Source organism: Embleya sp. AB8 (assembly GCF_049739465.1).
In the GTDB taxonomy this organism is placed as follows: domain Bacteria; phylum Actinomycetota; class Actinomycetes; order Streptomycetales; family Streptomycetaceae; genus Embleya.
On the sequence record NZ_JBMHHY010000018.1, the window covers coordinates 61340 to 81783 of the forward strand.

General features: G+C 72.7%; 17 protein-coding genes. 5 read left to right on the forward strand and 12 right to left on the reverse strand.

Going from position 1 to position 20444, the window contains the following annotated elements; genetic code table 11:
- Positions 1-6 precede the first annotated feature (6 nt).
- Positions 7-1038, reverse strand: a complete 1032-nt coding sequence (locus ABIA38_RS26375; protein WP_424641315.1) for a LacI family DNA-binding transcriptional regulator — start codon at positions 1036-1038, stop codon at positions 7-9.
- A 75-nt stretch (positions 1039-1113) separates the two neighbouring features.
- Entirely contained in the window at positions 1114-2160 is a 1047-nt protein-coding gene (locus ABIA38_RS26380; RefSeq protein WP_424641316.1) for an AGE family epimerase/isomerase, read from the reverse strand.
- Positions 2161-3213: 1053 nt separating this feature from the next.
- Between ABIA38_RS26380 and ABIA38_RS26385 the strand changes: the two genes are divergently transcribed.
- The 4 genes from ABIA38_RS26385 (at position 3214) to ABIA38_RS26400 (ending at position 9786) form a co-directional block, all read left to right on the forward strand.
- Complete coding sequence (locus tag ABIA38_RS26385; RefSeq protein ID WP_424641317.1) at positions 3214-3987, forward strand: ATP-binding cassette domain-containing protein; 774 nt, start codon at positions 3214-3216, stop codon at positions 3985-3987.
- A complete protein-coding gene (locus tag ABIA38_RS26390) occupies positions 3984-5243 on the forward strand; it encodes an ABC transporter permease subunit (protein WP_424641318.1) in 1260 nt (419 codons plus the stop codon). The genes ABIA38_RS26385 and ABIA38_RS26390 overlap by 4 nt, the downstream gene beginning before the upstream one ends.
- 179 nt (positions 5244-5422) lie before the next feature.
- The gene (locus tag ABIA38_RS26395; RefSeq protein ID WP_424641319.1) at positions 5423-6388 is read left to right on the forward strand and encodes an ABC transporter substrate-binding protein; all 966 of its coding nucleotides are present in this window, start codon (positions 5423-5425) and stop codon (positions 6386-6388) included.
- Positions 6389-6504: 116 nt separating this feature from the next.
- Positions 6505-9786 (forward strand): hypothetical protein, encoded by a 3282-nt coding sequence (locus tag ABIA38_RS26400; RefSeq protein ID WP_424641320.1) that lies wholly within the window; start codon positions 6505-6507, stop codon positions 9784-9786.
- A 200-nt stretch (positions 9787-9986) separates the two neighbouring features.
- Here the strand turns inward: ABIA38_RS26400 and ABIA38_RS26405 are convergent, their stop codons facing one another.
- The 9 genes from ABIA38_RS26405 to ABIA38_RS26445 form a co-directional block, all read right to left on the reverse strand.
- A complete protein-coding gene (locus ABIA38_RS26405) occupies positions 9987-10613 on the reverse strand; it encodes a S26 family signal peptidase (RefSeq protein WP_424641321.1) in 627 nt (208 codons plus the stop codon).
- Entirely contained in the window at positions 10610-12442 is a 1833-nt protein-coding gene (locus ABIA38_RS26410; protein WP_424641322.1) for an ABC transporter ATP-binding protein, read from the reverse strand. Before ABIA38_RS26410 ends, ABIA38_RS26405 begins: the two co-directional genes overlap by 4 nt.
- Positions 12439-12963 (reverse strand): peroxiredoxin family protein, encoded by a 525-nt coding sequence (locus ABIA38_RS26415; protein ID WP_424641323.1) that lies wholly within the window; start codon positions 12961-12963, stop codon positions 12439-12441. Before ABIA38_RS26415 ends, ABIA38_RS26410 begins: the two co-directional genes overlap by 4 nt.
- Positions 12963-13472 carry a MauE/DoxX family redox-associated membrane protein gene (locus ABIA38_RS26420; RefSeq protein ID WP_424641324.1) on the reverse strand — a complete coding sequence of 170 codons (510 nt, stop codon included), beginning with the start codon at positions 13470-13472 and terminating at the stop codon, positions 12963-12965. Before ABIA38_RS26420 ends, ABIA38_RS26415 begins: the two co-directional genes overlap by 1 nt.
- A gap of 203 nt (positions 13473-13675) precedes the next feature.
- Positions 13676-13837: a hypothetical protein gene (locus ABIA38_RS26425; RefSeq protein ID WP_424641325.1), complete on the reverse strand. Its 162-nt coding sequence runs from the start codon at positions 13835-13837 to the stop codon at positions 13676-13678.
- 194 nt (positions 13838-14031) lie between these two features.
- Positions 14032-14643, reverse strand: coding sequence for a class F sortase (locus tag ABIA38_RS26430; protein WP_424641326.1), 612 nt, complete (start codon positions 14641-14643; stop codon positions 14032-14034).
- 105 nt (positions 14644-14748) lie between these two features.
- Positions 14749-15219: a hypothetical protein gene (locus ABIA38_RS26435; protein ID WP_424641327.1), complete on the reverse strand. Its 471-nt coding sequence runs from the start codon at positions 15217-15219 to the stop codon at positions 14749-14751.
- Between the two features lie 183 nt (positions 15220-15402).
- Positions 15403-17151: a SpoIIE family protein phosphatase gene (locus ABIA38_RS26440; RefSeq protein WP_424641328.1), complete on the reverse strand. Its 1749-nt coding sequence runs from the start codon at positions 17149-17151 to the stop codon at positions 15403-15405.
- A gap of 37 nt (positions 17152-17188) precedes the next feature.
- Positions 17189-18208 carry an ACP S-malonyltransferase gene (locus tag ABIA38_RS26445; RefSeq protein WP_424641329.1) on the reverse strand — a complete coding sequence of 340 codons (1020 nt, stop codon included), beginning with the start codon at positions 18206-18208 and terminating at the stop codon, positions 17189-17191.
- Positions 18209-18858: 650 nt separating this feature from the next.
- Between ABIA38_RS26445 and ABIA38_RS26450 the strand changes: the two genes are divergently transcribed.
- Positions 18859-19767, forward strand: a complete 909-nt coding sequence (locus ABIA38_RS26450) for a Gfo/Idh/MocA family protein (RefSeq protein ID WP_424641330.1) — start codon at positions 18859-18861, stop codon at positions 19765-19767.
- A 261-nt stretch (positions 19768-20028) separates the two neighbouring features.
- Here ABIA38_RS26450 and ABIA38_RS26455 read toward each other — a convergent pair whose 3' ends face one another.
- Complete coding sequence (locus tag ABIA38_RS26455) at positions 20029-20427, reverse strand: nuclear transport factor 2 family protein (protein ID WP_424641331.1); 399 nt, start codon at positions 20425-20427, stop codon at positions 20029-20031.
- Positions 20428-20444 lie beyond the last annotated feature (17 nt).

Sequence of the window (20444 nt, forward strand, 5' to 3'; positions counted from 1 at the left end):
CACCCGTCACGGCCCGACCTCCCCGGAGCCACGCGGGATCAACCGCGTACGCATGTGCACATGTTGAACCGGCGTCACATCCCCACCCAACCGCCGAAACAACAACTGCGCCGCGGCCTGCCCCAACCCGAACGGATCCTGGGCGACCACCGTCACCGCCGGCGACAGCAGGTCCGCCAACTCGAAGTCGTCGAAGCCGACCAGCGCCGGCTGTACCGGCGAGCGGCGGATCTCGCGCACCGTCTCGACCGTGAACCGGCTGTTCCCACAAAAGACCGCGGTGGCCGGATCCGCGCCGCCCAGCATCACGCGCAACCACGCGCGCAGTTCCTCGCCATACGGCGGCCCGTTGTACACCAACCGCGGATCGAACCCCAACCCCGCCTCGGTCAACGCCTCGCGATAGCCGCGCAGTCGCTCCCGCGCGGTGAAGATCGCCAGCCGGTCGCCGATGAACGCGATCCGCCGATGCCCGTGCCGGATCAGATGCTCGACCCCGCTACGTGCCCCGCCGACGTTGTCGACCAGTACGGTGTCCGCCTCGATGTCACCCGGCGGCCGATCGACGAACACGCACACCATGCCGGCGTCGATCTCCGGCAACAGATAGGTATGGCTGCCACTGGCCGGCACCACGATCAGCCCGTCCACCCGCCGCGCGCACAGCGCCAGCACCAGATCGCGCTCCTTGTCCGGGTCCTCCGCCGAGGACGCGCTGAACAACACCGTGCCGTGCTGGTGCGCGACATCCTGGATGGACCGGGTGAGGGCCGAGGAGAACGGGTCGGCGGCGTCCTCCAGTACCAGACCGATACTGGCCGTGTGGCCGGAACGCAGCTGCGCCGCGCTGTCGTTGCGGCGGAAGCCGGTCTCGGCCACCGCCGCCCACACCGCCTGCTGCTTCACCGCGCTGACGTTCGGTTCACCGTTGATCACCCGCGACACGGTCTTGATGCCCACGCCGGCGAGCGCGGCCACGTCCTTCATGGTGGAGCGACCGCGCCCGCGCGGTCGCTCCGGTGTCGTCGGGCCGGCCATCGAAATCCTTTCGAGCGGCCGGGCTCGCACCCGGCACCTACCCATGTGTGCAGAGGTCGGGTCGCGCCCGGCGACTCAGCCGCCGGCCCGACGCAGCGCCTCGGCGATGGTGGGCGAGGCCCGCAGCCGAGGCAGCAGGGTCGCCTGTACCGCGTGGTACGCGTCGGGCTTCCCCGGCCAGACGCCGGCCGAGGGCCGTGCGTCGGCGTCGAGTTCGTGCCGCCAGCCGCCGTGCTCCCGATCCAGGAAAACGGCGTCGGCATGCTCCCACCACACTCGGTACCAATCATCGTAGTCGGCGCTTCCGGTGGCCCGACCCAGCGCCGCCGCCGCCGCGATCGCCTCCGCCAGTACCCAGTGCATCCGGGTCCGCACGAGCGGCTGCCCGGCCCAGTCCACGGTGTACACGAAGCCGGGCCGGCCGTCGGCGTGCCACCCCTCGCGCACCGCCGCCGCGAACAGCGCGACCGCGTCGACCCGTACCCACGCGGGCGCCTCGGGCAGCGCCTCGGCCAGGGTGAGCAGCAGGCGGGACCACTCGAACCAGTGGCCGACGGTGGCCCCGTACGGGCGGAAGGGGTCGGCGGGGTGCGCACGGTTGTACTCGCGGCGCGGCGTCCAGTCGACGTCGAAATGCTCGATCAGGCGCCATTCGTTGGCCCGGGCATGCCGGTGGACGACACGTTCGGCGATGCGCAGAGCGCGGGTCCGCCAGCGCGCCTCGCCGGTGGCGTCGGCGGCGGCCAGGAATGCCTCGACGGCGTGCATGTTGCTGTTTGCGCCCCGGTACGCCTCGCCGGTGGTCCAGGCCCGGTCCCAGGCTTCGGCGCAGGCGTCCCGGTCCGGCTCCCAGAACCGGCGCTCCACCACGTCGAGGGCTTCGGCGAGCAGCGCGGGTGCGTCCGGATGGCCGGCGGCACACCCACTTGCGGCAGCCAGCACGACGAACGCGTGGTCGTACATCCGCTTCCCGTCGGGCCGTTCGGCCCCGAGCACCGGCCGGCCGGCCCGATCCACGACCGGATGCCAACCCCCGTGCTCGTGATCACGCAACGGCCCGGCCAACGCGGCAAGCCCATGCGCGAGGAGCGCATCGGCTTCGACGGCACCGACACCGAGCACCGCGCCGCCAGGGCCGGGACCGCGCCTCACGCCGCCCGGGCGGCCGACGCTGCCGGGCCCAACCAATTCCGGTCCGGCCGTTCCCGGCCCGCCCGACTCCGGCCGGCGCAATGGGCCGGCCCCACGTACCTCGCCGCTCTCACCCACTTGCCCGTTCCCGAGCGTTCCGCCGTCCCCAGTCGTTCCGCCGTCCCGACTCGGCCCGCTGCTCCCGCGCGGCCCGTCGCCCGTGTGCGGCCGGCCGGCCCCACGCAACTCGCCGTCCTCACCCGGTTGTCCGCTCCCGCGCGTTCCACCGCTCGTGCGCGGTCCGCCGTCCCCAGTCGGTCCGGCGCCCCCACCCGGCCCGCTGCTCCCGCGCAGCTCACCGCTCCCGCGCGCCCCGTCGCCCGTGCGCAGTCGGCCGGCCCCACGCAACTCGCCGCCGTCCTCACCCACTTGCCCGTTCCCGCGCGCAACGCCGCTCGTACGTGGCCCATCGCTCCCGCGCGCTCCGCCGCCCGTCCGCAACCGGGCCAACGCGAACACATGCGTCATCCGTGCGGTCACCCACGTATGGACAACCCCGTCCGCCTGCGGTTTGCCGACGTCGTCGAGCCAGCCGAAGCCGCCCTCGGCCAGTCGTGCGCCGGCGGCGAAGCGGAGCAGCCGGTCGCATTCCGCGTCGAGCCAGGCCGCGTGTTCGGGGGAGTCGCGCCAGGGTTCAGCTGCCATGTGCTGCACACCCTCTCTGACATCGTTGTCATCCGGACCGTACCCGCCCTACCGTGAGCTGTCGACATCCCGACCCACAGTCCGCATCCGAACACCCGCTCGGTCCACATCTGTTGGGGCAATCGGCGTAATCCGTGCACAATCTCCGGCGGATCGTAAGCCACGGAAACTCTTGACACCCGCCGGCCCGCCGAGCACTGTACTGACACCGTTGTCAGGCAGCGGGCGGCAGCAACCTCCCCTCGTCCCCCGTCCCGACACATGTGCGAACCCGTGGCGCCGCCGGTCCGGCCACCGCGATCGCGGCGAACGACCCGACAATCCGAAGGAGTTGGGCACGTGCAACCCCTGATCGAAGGCTGCGGCCTGGTCAAGCGGTACGGCCAGGTGCAGGCCCTGCGCGGCGCCGACTTCACCGTCTATCCGGCCGAAGTGGTCGCGCTGATCGGCGACAACGGCGCGGGCAAGAGCACGCTGACCAAGACCCTCGCCGGCACCGAACGCCCCGACGCGGGCCGGATCCTCTTCGAGGGCCGCCCGGTGCGCATGGAACGCCCCACCGACGCCCAGGAGTTGGGCATCGAGACGGTCTACCAGGACCTCGCCCTGGCCCCCGACCTGGACGGCGCGGCCAACCTCTTCCTCGGTCGCGAACTGCTCCGCAGCGGTCTGGCCGGCCGGCTCGGCGTACTCGACAAGGCCACCATGCGCGAGCGGGCGACCGCCGCGTTCGCCCGACTCGGCGTCGAGTTGCAGGACGTGGACGCGCCGATCGGGACGCTCTCCGGCGGCCAGCGGCAGAGTGTGGCGATCGCCCGCGCGGTTGCCTGGGCGGACAAGGTGATCTTCATGGACGAGCCCACCGCGGCGCTCGGCGTACTGCAACGCGGCCGGGTGCTGGACGTGATCCGCCGGGTCCGGGACAACGGCATCGCGGTCGTCCTGATCAGCCACAACATGCCCGAGGTGCTCTCCGTCGCGGACCGCGTCGAGGTACTGCGCCTGGGCCGACGGGTGGCGAGCTTCGACACGGCGGACACGACGGTCGAGGAACTCGTCGGCGCGATGACCGGCGCCCTGGACGACCTCGACCCGAACGGAGCGCCGGCATGAGCCCCGACCAGACCTCCACCCAACCAGGACACCCGAAGCAACCCGACCTGGCAGCCAACCCGGATCCCACCACGGATCCCACCACGGAACCCACCACGGAACCCGACGCGGGACCAACCACGGAAGCCGCCACCGAACCCGCCACGGAACCCCACGCGGAACCGACCACGGAACCCGCCACCAAGCCCGCCACCGAACCCAACCCGAAACCGACCACGGAACCCGCCACCAACCCCGCCGATCCCCCCAAGCCCCGATCCGCCGCCGCGACCCGCACCGTCGCCATCGCCCGCCGGCTCGCCCGGACCAACTCCTGGTGGACCTTCCTGGTCCTGATGGTCCTGGTGACCGCCTTCTCGATCATGCGGCCCCACCAGTTCCCGACCACCTTCAACCTGCGCAACGTCGCGACCGATGCCGCAGTACTCCTGATCGTCGGCGTCGGCATGACCTTCGTGATCATCATGGCCGGCATCGATCTCTCGGTCGGCTCGGTCCTGGTCTTCGCCGGTGTCGCCGCCGCCAAGACGATGACCGCGGTGGCCGGCCCCGACGCCGGCTGGGGGGCGATCCTGCTCGGCGTACTCGCCGGCCTCGCCGCCGGCGCCGCGTGGGGTGCGCTCAACGGATTCCTGATCGCCAAGGCCCGGGTGCCCGCGCTGATCGTCACGCTCGGCAGCCTGGGCATGGCGCTCGGCCTGGCCCAGGTGATGACGGAGGGTCAGGACGTCCGGGGTGTGCCCACCCGCTTCACCGACACGATCGGCAACGGCCGCTTCCTGGGCGTGCCTTGGCTGGTCCTGATCGCCCTGGGGGTCACCGTGCTCGGCGCCCTCGCGCTGGCCACCACCCGGTTCGGCCGACGGACCTACGCGGTCGGCTCCAATGCCGAGGCGGCCCGCCGGGCCGGGATCTCGGTCGATCGGCACATGATCAAGGTGTACGCCCTGTCGGGCACCCTCGCCGGACTCGCCGGCGTACTGTCCCTGGCCCGCTTCACCACCACCACGATCGGCGGCCACACCAACGACTCGCTCGGCGCGATCGCCGCCGTGGTACTGGGCGGAACCAGCCTGTTCGGCGGCGTCGGCACCATCGTCGGCACGCTGATCGGCGTCTTCATTCCGGCCATCCTGCAAAACGGCTTCGTCATCCTCGGCGTCCAGCCGTTCTGGCAGAGCGTCGCCGTCGGCGCCGTCCTGATCGCCGCCGTTTACGCCGACCAACTACGCCGCCGAGCCCGCCAACGCCACTGACCCGAACCGATCGGCCCGCCACCCACCCCGATTCCATCCCGCCACCTCGCCACCCCGCCACCCCGCCACCCCGCCACCCCGCCACCTCGCCACCCCGCCACCCCGCCACCTCGCCACCTCGCCACCTCGCCACCTCGCCATCCCGCCACCACCACCGCACCGCCAGGAGGCAAAGCCCGATGAAGACACCGACCTACGTCGCCGTGGCCATCGCCCTGACCGCCGCCGCCACCCTCGGCGGGTGCAGCGACGACGGCGGCTCCGGGGGTGGGCGCAAGATCACCTTCGTTCAGGGGGTCAAGGGCGACGAGTTCTACATCTCGATGGCCTGCGGGGCACAGCAGAAGGCCAAGGAACTCGGCGTCAAACTCGACGTGACCGGCGCCGACAAGTGGGACGCCTCGTTGCAGACCCCCGTGGTCAACGCGGTCGCCGCGAAGAGCCCGGACGCGGTCCTGATCGCACCGACCGACACCCAGGCCCTGCGCCAACCCGAACAGCAGCTCAAGTCCCGCGGCGCGAAGGTGATCGAGGTGGACACCAAACTCGACGACGCCTCGATCCGGGAGACCGCGATCTCCTCCGACAACGAACGCGGCGGCGCGCTCGCCGCGCAGACCCTGGCCAACCTGGTCCAGGACCGGGGCACGGTGGCCGCGATCAGCGTCAAGCCCGGTATCTCCACCACCGACGCGCGTCTGAAGGGATTCGAGACCGAGATCAGGAAGCACCCGGGCATCACCTACCTGGGCGTGCAGTACAACGACGACGACCCGGCCAAGGCCGCCTCGATCGTCACCTCCACGATCGCCGCGCACCGCGATCTGGTCGGCATCTTCGGCGCCAACGTGTTCAGCGGCGAGGGCGCGGCCACCGGCATCGAGCAGGCCGGCAAGGCGGGCCAGGTCAAGCTGGTCGCCTTCGACGCCACCCCCAAGCAGGTCGAGGCGCTGCGCAAGGGCTCGATCCAGGGCCTGATCGCGCAGAAGCCCTTCGACATCGGCGCCCAGGGCGTCGAACAGGCCGTCGCCGCACTGGACAAGAAGCCGGTCCCCAAGACCATCGCCACCGACCTGATCGCCGTCACCAAGGACAACGTGGACCAGCCCGACGTGAGCAAGTACCTGTACAAGGGCGCCTGCTGACCCACCGACGGGCCGGGCCGGCGGCACCCCCGGCCGGCCCGGCCCGGCCGGACCCGACCCGATGGATCGACGGAAACCCGATTGCGGCCCGCACCGCGATCCCACACGATGACCCGGTGCCGCAGACCCCCGCGATTCCGCAGACCACGAAGGAGATCGACGACCATTTCGATCCGCAACCGTATCCGGCCCGGATCCGCGCCCTGGCCGAACTCGCCCGCGCCCTCCCCGAATCGGCCTACCGCACGCTGCACGCGGCGCTGACCGCCGGCGACCCGACCCACCACCACACCGCGCTGCACCTGGCCGCCGCCCGCCGGGACACCGCCGCGATCGAGGAAGTGCTGCGCGGTACACCCGAGCCCGCACTGCGCCGGCGCGCCCTGTCCGTCGCCGACCGACTCGGCCTCCCGGACCGGGTCTTCGAGGACCTGATACCGGATGCTCCACGCAACGTCCGCCGCGACGTATACGGCATCCTGCGCCGCTCCCGCCGTCGAGCCGCCGCCGACCGACTGGTCCCGATGGTCGCCGAGCGCCACGGCGACGCCGACGTGGCCGCGCTCCTGCCCGCCTGCTCGCCGGGCGTGGTCGCCGACTGGCTGACCCGCGTCGAGCCGCCCCCGGACGCCTGGCCCGCGCTCGCCCGACTCGCCCCCCGCGCGGTCCTGGACCTGCTGGTTCGTCGCCTGACCGGGAATTCGGACCGGGCGCTGTGGCGGGTCCGCAACCAGATCCCCGAAGCCGCGCTGATCACCATCGCCGGGCGCGAACCCCTCGCCGTCCTGGCCGACGAGATCGCCTGGGACCTGTTCCGCGGGAGCCCCGAGCCGATGCGAGCGCTCGCCGCGCACGCGCCGGCGGCCACCTTCGACCGGATCCGGGTGCGCCCCGACCCCTACTCCAAGGTCGAGATCGACCGGGTACGCGCCACCCCGCAGGTGGCCGCCGCACTCGCCGCGCTGACCGACGAACAGGCCGCCGCCGTGGTGCGCAACGCGACCGCGCGGCCCGACGAGCGCTCCGCACTGCACCTGTTCCCCGTCGACCGACGCCTGCGCATCGTCGAGGCCGCCGACACCGAGTACGAACAGGAGCTCCGCGGCGCCGTATACGCGGCGCTCCCGCCGGGCGAACGTGTCCCGGTGGTCGAACGACTCCTGGCCACGCTCGACCCGGAGCGAGACGCCGACGAATACCGCGAGTTGTGGTCCGTACTGCCCCTGGCCCGGGCCCGGAAGCGGTTGGCCGCGGAGACCGCCGACCATCGGCACCAGGTCCGGGTCGAGGCGTGGCCCGCGCTGATCTCGTGCGCCGTACGGGAGGGCGATCCGGCGGAGTTCGGCGCGGTCCTGGCCGGCGCGGGGCGGGCCTGGCACGATCGCGACGAGGTGCGCCAGGCCGCGTTGTCCGCGATCCGGGCCGCGCCGGAGCGGCTGCTCGCGGCGGTGCCGGCGGCTGCGCTGCACGATGCCGCGGTCGGTACGGTCCAGGCTCGGGACCGGTCGCGGGGCAGCGGCGAGGAACTCGCGGACTGGGTACTGCGCACGCTCGTGCGCGCGGCGCGGGACGGGGACGTGGCGCGGCTCGCCGCGCTGCTGCCGTCGGTGTTGTCGGTACTGGCGGACCGCCGGTTGCCCGCCGCCCACCGGACCCTGCGCGGACTGCCGATCGCGGCGATCCGGACGGTCTGGGCGGGCGCGCACGACGCCCTGCTTACGCATGCGGATCGGGGCCGGTTCACCCCGACCCTGCACCTGGCCGGCCTGCTTCGGCCACACCTGGGCGCACTGCCCGAGGCGGACGCGTTGCTCGACCGCGCGGCGCGCGAGGCCGAGGAGTTCGCGACCCGCTCGGCGGCGGCGGTGTTGTGGGTGCGGGCCGGCGAGCGGGACGCGCGGGTGGCCGAAGTGTTGTGCCGAGAGCCCGAGTTCGCGGCGGTGCCGGCGATCGCGGAGCTTTTGCTGACCCGACGCACCGACCTGCTCGACGAGGTGGAGTACGTACGCCGGCTGCCGAGGTTGCCCCGCCCGTCGGTGGCCGGCCGCTGGACGCCCGGGCAACGTGCGCTGCGGGCCGAGGCGTTGGCCCGGGTGACCGGTGACCCGGACGCCGAGCTGTGGGACCGGGTCGCGGCGACCGAGGAGCTGACCGATCCGGTGCTGCTGCGCACCCTGGTCGAGGGCGAGCCGACCCAGCCGATCCGGGTGGCGGCGGTGTCCGCGTACGGGCGGGCCGCCCCGGCGGCCGAGTCGTTGCCGGTGCTGCTCCGGGTGGCCGGCGTCGGGTCCGGCGTGGTGGCGGGGGCGGCGGTCCGGGCCTGCCGGGCGGTGCTCGGCGAGGTGGCCGACGCGGACATCCCGGCCGCGTTGGGTTCGGTGTTGCGTTCGGCCGAGGCGTCGGTGGGTGCGCGCAAGGAGGCGGTCCGCCTGGTGTCGGCGCTGGCCCCGCGGGGTGCGATCGGGGTGCTGCGCGAGGTGTGGGAACAACCGGACCTGCATCGGGACGTCCGGGTCGCGGCGGTCGCCGGCCTGGCCACCCTCGCCGAACACCCCGAGGTGGCCCCGCTGTTGGTCGCGGCCTTCGCGGGCGACCCGGCCGTACGCGAGGCGATCGTGCTGATCGGGCCGAAGGACGTGCCCCGTCGGGCGCAGCCGGCCCTGGCCCGGGTGGTGTCCACGGTGCTCGCCGGCCCGGCCGGCCCGGCCCGATCGGCGGCGATGCAGGCCTACCAGCGGTGGTGGCGGGAGGACCCCGACGGCTTCGCGAGCGTCGGCGCGATCATGGCCGACCTGACCGGCCCGGATTGGTCGCCGGCCACTGCGCGCCTGGCGATCCGGTGGCTGGTCGAAGCCCACGAGACGAGGACCGCCCGGGCGGCGCTGCGCCGTGCCACGGCCCGCCTGGTCGAGCTGAGCGGGGCTCCGGACGTCGTGGTCGCCGCCCGCGCACACGGGCAACTGGTCGCACTGGCCGGGTGGTGCGGCCCGTGGCGGGACACCCCGCGCGAGTTGTTCCGACCGGTCGTCGACGCGTTGCGGGCGGCGGGTCTGGCCGGGGCCGCACTGGTACCGCTGTACGCGCTCGCGGTGTCCCGGTTGGCCGACGGCGATCCGGCCCTCGACCTGTGGGACGAACTGATCGCCGTGGTCGACGAACGCCCGGGGCGCTGGACGCACATGCCGGCCTCGTCCCGGCACCACCTGAAGCCGGGCCCGGCGCTGGCCGAGCTGTGCGCCCACCTGCACCGGGCGCCCGGCACGATTCCGGGCCTCCTGGCGATCCGGCTGCTGCGAGCGGCCGCCGAGGACACCGACCGAGCCGCACTACTGCCCGAATGGCTCACCCACCCCGACCCGGACGTCCGCGAGGCGGCCTACGCGGCGCTCCCGGACTGACCCACCCGGGTCCGGGCCGGCGGGGGCGGGTTGGCCTCGCCCCGGCGGACCCGCTCCCGCGCCGTTCGCAGCGGCGCCGGGGGACCGACCCGCGCCGTCCTGGCCGGGATGGGTCGGTTCCGCTCCCACGGCCCGGCCCCCGCGCCGTGCCATGCGGCGTTGTCGCACTCACCCGCCCGAACCTGACCCGCCCCGGCGGCTCAGCCCCCGCGCCGCTCGCCCTCCACCACCCGCACCTCGTCCCCGTCCGCCTCCTCGGCCGTCGGCGCCGCCCACACCAGTCCCGCCCGCGTGGAGCGCGCCCCGCCCGGCGGGGCGATGCGCCGTACCGCCACGCCGATCACCTGATGCCGGTACACGAACCCGTACGCCCGCGAGTCCCAACTGGACGCCGCGTTGTCCCCCAATACCACCAGCGCCCCGGCCGGCACCACGTCCGCCGCCACGTCGCGCAGGATCGGGAAGCGGTCCCGGGGGATACGATCGCCCGCCACCGCCACCGCCCGCTTGATCATCAACCGGCCGCGCGGATCCGGGGCCAGGTCCGGCCGCATCGGCAGCGCGGCGGCCTCCTCCGGGGTGAACTCCGCTGCCCCGGGCGGCAGTCCGTCCAGCATCGGTGGATTGGGGATGCGTACCACCACCACCTGGCCCGCGCGCACCCGCCGGGCCCGGCGGACCAGTAGTCGGTCGCCCGGGGACAGGGTGGGCTGCATGCTCGGCCCCTCGACCGTGGCCACCAGGTAGCGTCCTCGCACCCACAGCAGCGCCCCGCCGCCGAGTCCGCCGGCCACCGCGCCGGCGAGCGCCACCCTGAGTCCGTTCACTTCGCCTCCTGATAACCGGCCGCCTGGAGCCGGAACAGGCTCGCGTAGTGGCCCTCGTGGTCCAGCAATTCCTGATGCGGACCCTGTTCGATGATCCGTCCGCCGTCAAGGACCACGATCAGGTCGGCGTCGCGTACCGCGCCGAGCCGGTGCGAGATGAGCAGGCTGGTGCGGCCCTCGCGGTACTCGCGCATGCGCGTGTGCACCTCGTGCTCGGCCTGCGGATCGAGCCCCGAGCTGGGCTCGTCCAGGATCATCAGGTCCCGTCCGGCCCGGACGAACGCCCGGGCCAGCGCGAGGCGTTGCCACTGGCCGCCGGAGGGCACCACGCCGGTGTCCGGGTCCTGCTTGTCCGCCTCGCTGAAGAACATCCGGGTCAGCAGCGTGTCGTAGCCGCGCGGGAGCGCGGTGAGCGTGTCGTGGATGCCCGCACGTCGCGCGGCGGCCTCGATCCGGGCGCGGTCGTCCATGCTGTCCGGGTCGCCGAGGGCGATGTTCTCCGCGGCGGTCATGTCGTAGTTCATGTGGTTTTGGAACACCGCGCTGATCCGCGCGCGCAGTTCGACCGGCGGGATGTCGCGCAGATCCACGCCGTCCCAGGTGATCCGCCCCCGGGTCGGGTCGTACATCCGGCACAGCAGCTTGACCAGGGTGCTCTTGCCCGCGCCGTTGAGCCCCACCAAGGCCACTGCCCGGCCGTCGGGGACGGTCATGCTCACCCCGCCGAGCACCCACGGCAGGTCGTCGCCGTAGCGGAACCACACGTTGTGGAACTCGATGCCGGTCCCCGGCGCGGGCACCGCCGGACTCGTACTCGCCGAGGGCAGGTCGGGCTCGACCCGGGCGACGGCGACGTAGTGGGTCAGCCCGAGGAGTTGCCCATAGGCGGCGGCGATCGAGCCGACCAGGGTGTTCAGCGCGGTCTGGATGCCGGTGAGCGCGGCGACGAACATCACCACGTCGCCGACGGTGAGCGTGCCGTCGCGGGCCGCCGTCGCGGCCCACCACAGGCCGCCGCCGGCCACTGCGGCGCCGAGTGTGCCCAAGGCCGCCTGAGTGGTGAACTCCCGGAGATCCATGCGGCGTTCGGCGTCGTTGGCACGTCGGCGCTCGACCATCATGCGCGCCCGCAGTACCGTACCGATCCCAAAGAGCCGGATCTCGGTGGCCGCCTGAACACCGGTCAGCAGTCCGCTGTAGAAGAACTCCCGGCGGTGCACCTGCTCGTTGTCCCACACCATCGTGGCCCGCAGCCGGGACAGCCGCAGTTCGGCGATCAGCACCGGAACGGTCGCGACCAGTACCACTGCGGTCATCGTGGGACTGAGTACGAGCAACGAGCCGACGAAGCCGAGCAGGGTCAGCGTGCCCTGGAGGGTGCTGCCCGCGCTGTCGGTCAGCACGCCGAAGTTGGTGGTGCTCTGCTGGGCGAGTCGGAGCCGGTCCAGGAACTGCGGATCCTCGAACCGGCGCAGCCCCACCTGTTGTTCGGCCGCGGCGAACAGTCGATCGGTGGCCAGCACACCGGTGGCCCGGCCGACCTGGGCGTGCAGATAGCGCCCGAGTCCGGGCAGCACGGTCGTCACCAGGCCGACGAGCACCAGGGTGAGCGCGGGCGCGGTGATCGAGGTGCCCTTGTCCGCCAGTCGGTCGATCAACAGTTTGGTCGACCACGCGGTGACGATCGGCAGGCATGCCATGCCGAGGGTGGCGGCCAACGAACCGGCCGCCTGGGCGGGTGCCGCGCGCACGGTCAGCGCGAGCGCCTCGCGCGCGGCGGCGGCCGGTTCGCGGGGGGATATGCGTCGGGCGGATATGCGTGGGCTCACGCGCGGACTTCGCTGAACAGGTCCGTCATCCGCCCCCCGGCGGCCACCACGGTGAGATCCCTACCCATCAGGTACACCGAGGGCGTCCACGTGTTGTGGAAGGCGGCCTGGACCGCGCCGTCGTAGCCCTCCACGATCACCCGGGCCACCGGGGACAGCAGGTCCAGCAACTCGGCGTCGGTGTCCGCGATCACCGCGATCACCCGGTCCCGGCCCATGGTCCGGGCGTGTTCGACGAAGTGCGGCGCGATTTGGTGGCAGGGCGTGCACTGCGCGGAGAAGAACCCGACAAGACCGTAGACGTCGGAGTCGGTGATCTGCTCACCCGTGGTGGTGGTCGCGGTGAACAGCTCCGGGCGGGTACCCGGCCGCAGCCCGGCCTGCGGTGCGGCCGAGGGCGCGCCGTCGGTGTGTGCCCCGGCCGGCTGTGCGCGCAGGCGCCGGATGACGCCCAGGGTGAGCAGCAGGTTGAGCGCGGCGATCAGGCCGATCAGCACGACGGCGGCGACGAGATAGGGCATCAGGCAGTCCTCGCGAACAGGTCGACGATGTCGTCGAGCATGATGATCAAGAGCGCGCCGATCAGGCCCGCCACGGCCGCGAGCGCGCCGCCGGCGACCGGGGGCAGCGCGGCCGGCGAGCCCGGGATCCCGCCCACGGCGGCGGCGAGCAGCACCCCGTTGCGGGCCAGATGGCGGGCCCCCAGCGGGGCTTCGGAGGCGCCGAAGCAGCGGCACGAGGAGCGGCGCCCACGGCGCAGCGCGATGCCGATCGCGACGGTGAAGCCGAGCAACAACGCCGCCGCGACCGCGAATCCGAGCACGCGCAGCGGCGGCACCGCGATCAGCACGGGCACGGACGCCTCCACCGCCACCACCAGGATCGCGACCGGCCGGGCCCGCTCGACCGGCATCGGCACCAGGCGCGGCACCGAATCGACGAAACCACCGAAATCGCGGAACTTCGAGACGGCGGAGGCCGCGAATACCAGGCCTACCAGGCAAGCGCAGCCCACATATAGATAACCCATGGGCACCCCCTTTATGGCGCGCGGCAGCGTTATGGCGCGCGGAAACGGCGGACCAGGAAATCATCACGGCCCGCCGCCGAGTCATGGAATCCCGCTGGAAGATATTGCGCCAGGGAATACTGTTGCCGTGGAATCTCTATTGTCGAGTGCTGCGGGTGGGAACCCCGTGTTTCCCACCCGCAGCGGGCTCACCGGAAGCGGCGTCAGCAGCCCTTGGCGACCAGGGTGGTGGTACAACCCTCGTTGTAGCAGCAGAACACCCGGTAGTAGTAGCCGTTGCTGCAGTAGTACTTGTCCGAGCAGCCGGCTTCGACCGTGACCTTGTGGGTCAGTCGGTTCAGCAGACGATCCGCGAGACGCATCATGACGTCTCCTCTCCCGGCCGGGTAGGGCCGTATGGATTGGGTAATCGGATTATTGCCAGTTCCGCTTTTTATTGGCAAGACCCAAAATCCCGACCCGTGGAGATGATCAAGGATCGCCGGGGTGCCCACCGCCAATTCCCGGCGGGTAATGAGCAGATCGGATGTTCGCGCCCGGACATCCGAAAACGACATACTTACGGGACGAGGTGGGCGAAAGCGACGACGTTGCCGGAATAGTGATTCTTCTTGCTGTAGGCCCCGCCGCAGGTGATCAGCCGCAACTCCGGGCGCGGCGCGTCGCCGAACACGCGCGCGGTGGGGAAGTCGTTCCTGGCGAACGCCTCGACCCCGTCCACCACGAAGGCCGCGACGCTGCCGTCCGCGCGGTCGATCTCGATCCGCGACCCGCGCGGCAACGCGCCGAGCGGGTAGAAGACGGCCCGCCCGGCGGCGGTGTCCACGTGGCCGGCGATCGAGGCGGTGCCCTTCTCGCCGGGCGTGATGCCGCCCCGGTACCAGCCGGCCAGATTGCGCTCGCCCGCCGCGGGCACCTCGATGCCGCCGCCCTTGTCCAGACCGACCCCGGCCAGCGGCGCGGAGATGTTCAGCGCCGGGATCCGGATCCGGGTCGGGATCGACGGCCGCAGCGGCGGCGCCTCGGCGGGCGGCGCGGGAGCGCTCGGCCCCGGGGCGGCCGGCCCGGCGGGATCGGGCGCCCGCGCGATCGGTACGGCCGCCGCGGCGGGCGGGCGCGGCGGCGGCCGGGCGGCATCGTAACCGGCGTACAGCAGACCTGCGCCGCTCACCGCGAGCACGCCGGTGGCCGCCGCCCAGATCAGGCGACGGCCAACGCGTCGGTGCCGCCGATCCGCGGCACCATCCGGCGCCGGGGGTGCGGAACGAGTCATCGGTCAGGCGGGGTTCGACGCCCGACGGCGAAGCGCGACGAAGCCGGTGCCGGCCGCGCCCGCGAGGACCAGACCACCCACCGCGAGCAGCGCGGGGTTTGCCCCCTGGGTGCCGCCGAGACCGGCCGTGGACGCCGCCGTCGGCGCGTTGCCCATCACATGCAGGCTGCCGATCAGTTCCTGGCCCTCGCCGCAGACCACCTTGATCTCGTAGTCGCCGGTCGGCACATCCTTGATCGTCGCCTGACCCTTGACCTCGGCGCCTTCGCGCGTCAGGGTGACCGAGGACGTGAACGCGGCCGAGGACGCGGTCGCCGTATTCGCGGTGCAGTGCTTGTCATCCGACAGCAGCACCGTGTCGCCGGGACGACCGGACGAGGCCGCCATCGGCGCGGCGGCGAACGCCGCGCCGGCGGAGCCGCATACGGTGAGACCGACGATCGTGCCGACGACTGCGAAACGGGCACAGCGCATTTCGTCCTCCAAGGGACCACAGCGAATGGACAGCCGGAACCGGACATCGGGAACCCGACAGACCGGGCTCACCGGGAAGTTCCGCTACAAGGAACGTAAAAAGCCGCCCAAAGCCCCGCCACCCCTCGCCGCCGAACGGTGGATCACCTCCGGCGTCGGAGTGGAACGCCCCCGCCCCCGGGTTTACCCGAGGCCCCGCACCCGCCGGGCCGCCACCACCGCGATGTCGTCCTCCACCGGCGGCAACACCAACCGATCCAGCAGCACGTCCAACAACTCCTCCAACGGCGCGTCCGGCGCCAGCGGCACACTCACCAACCGGGCCAGCGACACGTCGATGTCCTCGTCCCGGCGCTCCACGAGCCCGTCGGTGTACATGATCATCACGCTGTCCCCCACATGCGGCCGGACGTACGCCGCATAACCCCCACACCCGGTGCCCAACGGCGGCCCGGTCGGCACCTCGAGCAGCGTGCTCTCCCCGCTCGGCCCGACCAACAACGGCGGCAGATGCCCGGCGTTGGCGAACGTGGACGACCCCGCCCGCGGATCGACCAGCACCAGCAGACATGTGGCGACCCGGTCCAACCCCGCCTCCTGGCTCATCCGATCGGCCCGCTCCAGGATCACCTCCGGGGACGACCCACCCGCCGCCAACACCCGCAACAGCGCCCGGTAATGGCTCATGTCCACCGCGGCCTGCACCCCGTGCCCCATCACGTCGCCGACCGCGAGCAACGTGCGCCCGTGCGGCAGCGCGATCGCGTCGAACCAGTCGCCGCCGACCTCCACGCTGCGCCCGGCGGGCAGATAGCGGGTGGCCAACTCGATATCGGGATGCGGCGCCTTGGGCCGGGCCAGCAGCGCGCGCTGCAGGGCCAGCGCGACGCCGTGTTCGCGCGAGTAGCGCCGCGCGTTGTCCACACACGTCGCAGCCCGATGCGCCAGATCGCGGGCCATCTCCACATCGTCCGCGGTGAACGGCGGCGAGGCCCCGGCCCGGACCAGGCTCAGCGTGCCGATCGTCTCGCCGCGCGCGATCAGCGGCACCAGCAGCGCCGAATGCATCCCCGCCGCGCGGTAGACCGCCACCCGCGAGGCGTCCGGCGCGGTGGCCCGCAGCGCCGCGTCGGTGGGCCGGTTGTCCACGACCGTACGTCCGGTCAGCACCACCCGGGCCACATCCGCGCCCGGCTGGTAGTCGATGTGCTCGCCGGGCCGGCCCAGGATCGCGCTCAGATACCGCAGTTCGGGAATCGCCGTCCAGGCGGCCCGGCGCAGCCGCACGGTGTCCGGCGCGGGCCGGCCCAGCTCCTGGTCCGGATCGGCCGGCTCCAACAGCTCGACGCCGACCACGTCCGCGAGCACCGGCACGAGCAGGTCGACCAGTTCGCGGCACGTGGTGTCGGTGTCGAGGGTGGTGCCGATCTCCAGCGCCGCCCGGTCGAGCAGGGCCAGACGACGGTGCGCCTGGTCCAGGGCCTGCTGGGTGCGTCGCGACTCGGTGGTCTCGATCAGGATGCCGACCACGCCGAACACCCCGTTCTCGTCGTCGAGCCGGTGATAGGCGGCCCGCCACCAGCGGGGCCGGGCCGACCCGTGCACCGGATCGACGCCGGCGACGGTGGTCTCCCGGGGGACCCCGTCGGCCAGTACCGCGCGCAACACGTCCTCGGGCACGTGCAGTCCGGGGAACGCCTCGGCCACCGGAAGCCCCACCTGCGCGCTCGGCGGCCCGCTCCCGAGCGCGGCAAGCGCCGGATTGACGTACACGTGGCGCAACTGCGGATCCAGGATGCCGATCGGCGCCGACGTCTGCTCCAACACCCGGTGGAACAGCCGCAGCCGGGCGCGCACCGACAACCGCGAGTCGGCGCCGAGCAATCCGCCCGCGTCGAACTCCTCGTCCGCCGGATCGACGTCCTCGTGCAAGCCGCTTCCTCCTCGCCGCCACGGTCCCGCGTGCCGGTCAGCCGGTGGGCACCCCCGGCGACCCGGCCGGCGCGGCCAGGTCCGGGTGCAACAACCCGCAGCCGCGCAGGGCACCCGCGACCCGGGGCAGGTCGGCGCCCGCCGCGACCGGTACGACGGTCCGCACCCGGGGATCGCCGGCCCGGGCGAACGCGCCGAGCACATCGCGGGCACCGGTCTCCACGAACACCTCGATCCCGCGCTCGCGCAGTGTGGTCACCGCGTTGCGATAACGCACCGGATGCCGCAACTGGCCCACCACCCCGTCGCGCAACTCGCGCTCGTCCGCGTAGTCGCGGCCGAGCAGCGGCGACAACACCGGATAGCGCGGCGCCCGGAAGTCGACGTCCGCGCCCAACCGGCGCCACTCGGCGGCGGCCGACTCACGCAGCCGATTGTGGAACAGGGTGCGTACGGTCAACGGCCTCGCGGCCACCGACTTGCGCTTCGCCAGCGCGGCGAACGTGGCCAGCGACTCGTCCGGACCCGAGACCACGGTGTGCTCGGTCGAGTTGTCACAGGCCAGATCCAGACCCGGCAACTGGGCCGAACACAACAGTTCGAGAGTGCGCCCGGGAGCCAGCCGCAGGGTGAGCAGGCCGCCGGGATCGCTGGTATGGATCGTGCAGGCCGCGGCGCGGGCCAGGTACAGCCGGGCGCCGTCGCCGGCCGTGTACACCCCGGCCGCCGCCAACGCGGCCATCTCGCCCAGGCTGTGCCCGAGCAGTACGTCCGGGCGGATCCCGAAGTCGCCCTCGAGCAGCCGGAACGCGGCCAGCGCGCCGGCGTAGATGGCCAGATGCAGGGACAGTTCGTGCCGATCCATCAACTCGTGCGCGTTCGGCGCCTTGGGGTCCACGAGCAGCCGGGACGGCGGCAGGGTGGCCCGATCGCCCACCGCGTCGTCGATCTCGGCCAGGGTGTCCCGAACGGCGGGTCGATCCTGGAGCCGGCGCAGCGCGCCCGGCACATAGGAGCCGACGCCGGGCATGATGATCGCGGTACGTGGCACGCTCACGGAGACTCTCCCCTGGCTCTCGGTGCTCTCTGGCGCGCGTGGTGCGGTGCGCGCGAGGTCGTGGCTCGGCCCCGCTCATGGCGGAAACCCGGGCTCGCGTGGGTCGCACGCGGGTCCGGGGGTCTTGGTGGGACGGGAGGGGGCGGTGGGGATCGGGAACGGGGCGGGCTTGCCTTCAGGAGAGTCGAGCGGGCGCACCCGCGCAACCGCGCGCCGCGCCCGAGGGCCGGCCCGCGACCGGCCGACGGCTCGCGGGTGGGCCGGTCGTGGTGGGCAACTCGCGTGGTGTCGACGGGTCCTGAGGTGCAGTCAGGCGGCGGGGTCGAGGACCGCGCCGGGATCGGGGCCGCCATTCGGCGGTATGCCATCCGAGTAGTTGTGACGAAGTCGCCGGTCGCCTGCGGTGCACCCGATCGTTGGGCCGAACGTGAACACACCCCGCCGCCGCACCCGTCTCGCTGGCCGCGCTCCTCCTCGCGGGCTCGGGCCGGGCGGCCGTGGGGCGGTGAGTTCGGTGGGCGGTCGGACCGGTCGGACCGGTCGGTGGGCGGCGCGCGACGGGGTGAGGGGCGTTCGGACCCGTGTGCCTATGCTGGCCGGGTCGTTCGCCGGGTCGGCGGGGCGACCGGGTCCACGGGAGGAGCTGCGGGATGAAGGTCGGCGTCATCGGGCTGGGCGATATCGCGGAGAAGGGGTATCTGCCCGTCGTTTCGACGCTGCCGGGGGTCGAGTTGCGGCTGCATACCCGCACGCCGGAGACGCTGCGTCGGGTCGCGGAGGCCTACCGGGTGCCCGCGGCGCACCGGTACACCGACCTGGACGGGCTGCTCGCCGAAGGGCTGGACGCGGCCTTCGTGCACGCGGCGACCGCCGCGCATCCCGAGTTGGTCACCCGGCTGATCGAGGCCGGCGTACCGACGTTCGTGGACAAGCCTTTGGCGTACAGCCTCGACGAGAGCGCACGCCTGGTGGCGTCGGCCCGGGCGCGTGGGGTCGGGCTGATGGTCGGGTTCAACCGGCGGCATGTGCCGGCGTACGCGGAGTGCCTCGATCTGCCGCGCGAGCTGATCGTGGTTCGGCGCAACCGGGTGGACACCGCGCGCGAGCTGCGTACCGTCGTCTTCGACGACCTGATCCACGTGGTCGACACGCTGCGCTTCCTGGCGCCGGGCACGATCGAGCACGTCGACATCCGGGCCCGGGTCGAAGGCGGGCTGGCCCAGCACTTCGTCCTGCATCTGTCCGGCGCGGGGTTCAGCGCGATCGGCACGCTCAACCTGCGCAGCGGGTCCGACCAGGAGATCCTGGAGGTTTCCGGCCGGGACACGATGCGCGAGGTCTACAACCTGGCCGACGTGGTCGACCACGACCGGGGGCGGCCGACCGCGCGGCGCCGCGGCGACTGGACGCCGATCGCGCGGCAACGCGGCATCGAACAGGTCGTGCTGGCCTTCCTGGACGCGGTCCGTACCGGTGTCTTCCCGGACCTGGACGACGTGTTGCGGACGCACGAACTGTGCGAACTGGTGGTCACCGAGGTAGGGAAACAACTCGGCTGAGCGGACGGGCGGGGTCGCGGAACTGCGGGCGGGGTTGGCGCCGCCGGGGATCGGGCCGGCGCGGTTGGCCGAGGTCGGCGTGCCGCACCCGGCGTCGGCCGACCTGGTTCTCGGGTGGTCGGCCGACGCCGGGTGATTCGGCCGGATCCGCCGAGGACATCGTCGAGGCGGCGTCGGCCCATCGCCCGATCGTGGTGTGATCCGCACCCTCCGTCGGCCCGACGGAGGCGTACTTGCCGATCGGGCGCCGGACGGGACGGATCAGAACATCGTGTTGTCGTTCGCGGCGGTCTCCGGGATCGGCTGGATGACGTCCCAGTGTTCGACGATCCGGCCGTCGCGGATCCGGAGGATGTCCATGATCGCGGAGCCCCGGTCGGCGGGCGAGGTGCGCATCAGGCTGTGTACGACGACCAGATCGTCCTCGGCGAGCACCCGCTTGACGTCGACGCTCAGCTCCGGGAACTGTGCCCCGAAACCGGTGATGAACTCGACGAACGCCTCGGCGCCGTCCCGGGCCTGCGGGTTGTGCTGGACGTAGGCGGGGTCGAGGTACTTCGCCGCGGCGGCGCCCTGCTTGGCGTTGAAGGCCAGGTCGATGAAGTCGACGGCGAGCTGCTTGTGCTGTTCGAGAAGTGCGGTGCGTTGCGTGTCGGTCATGGCTTCAGTTCAGCAGC

Coding starts and splice junctions, on each gene's coding strand:
- ABIA38_RS26375 (WP_424641315.1), bottom strand. CDS start 1,038: ATGGCCGGCCCGACGACACCGGAGCGACCGCGCGGGCGCGGTCGCTCC.
- ABIA38_RS26390 (WP_424641318.1), top strand. CDS start 3,984: ATGAGCCCCGACCAGACCTCCACCCAACCAGGACACCCGAAGCAACCC.
- ABIA38_RS26395 (WP_424641319.1), top strand. CDS start 5,423: ATGAAGACACCGACCTACGTCGCCGTGGCCATCGCCCTGACCGCCGCC.
- ABIA38_RS26415 (WP_424641323.1), bottom strand. CDS start 12,963: ATGCCCTATCTCGTCGCCGCCGTCGTGCTGATCGGCCTGATCGCCGCG.
- ABIA38_RS26420 (WP_424641324.1), bottom strand. CDS start 13,472: ATGGGTTATCTATATGTGGGCTGCGCTTGCCTGGTAGGCCTGGTATTC.
- ABIA38_RS26425 (WP_424641325.1), bottom strand. CDS start 13,837: ATGATGCGTCTCGCGGATCGTCTGCTGAACCGACTGACCCACAAGGTC.
- ABIA38_RS26435 (WP_424641327.1), bottom strand. CDS start 15,219: ATGCGCTGTGCCCGTTTCGCAGTCGTCGGCACGATCGTCGGTCTCACC.
- ABIA38_RS26450 (WP_424641330.1), top strand. CDS start 18,859: ATGAAGGTCGGCGTCATCGGGCTGGGCGATATCGCGGAGAAGGGGTAT.
- ABIA38_RS26455 (WP_424641331.1), bottom strand. CDS start 20,427: ATGACCGACACGCAACGCACCGCACTTCTCGAACAGCACAAGCAGCTC.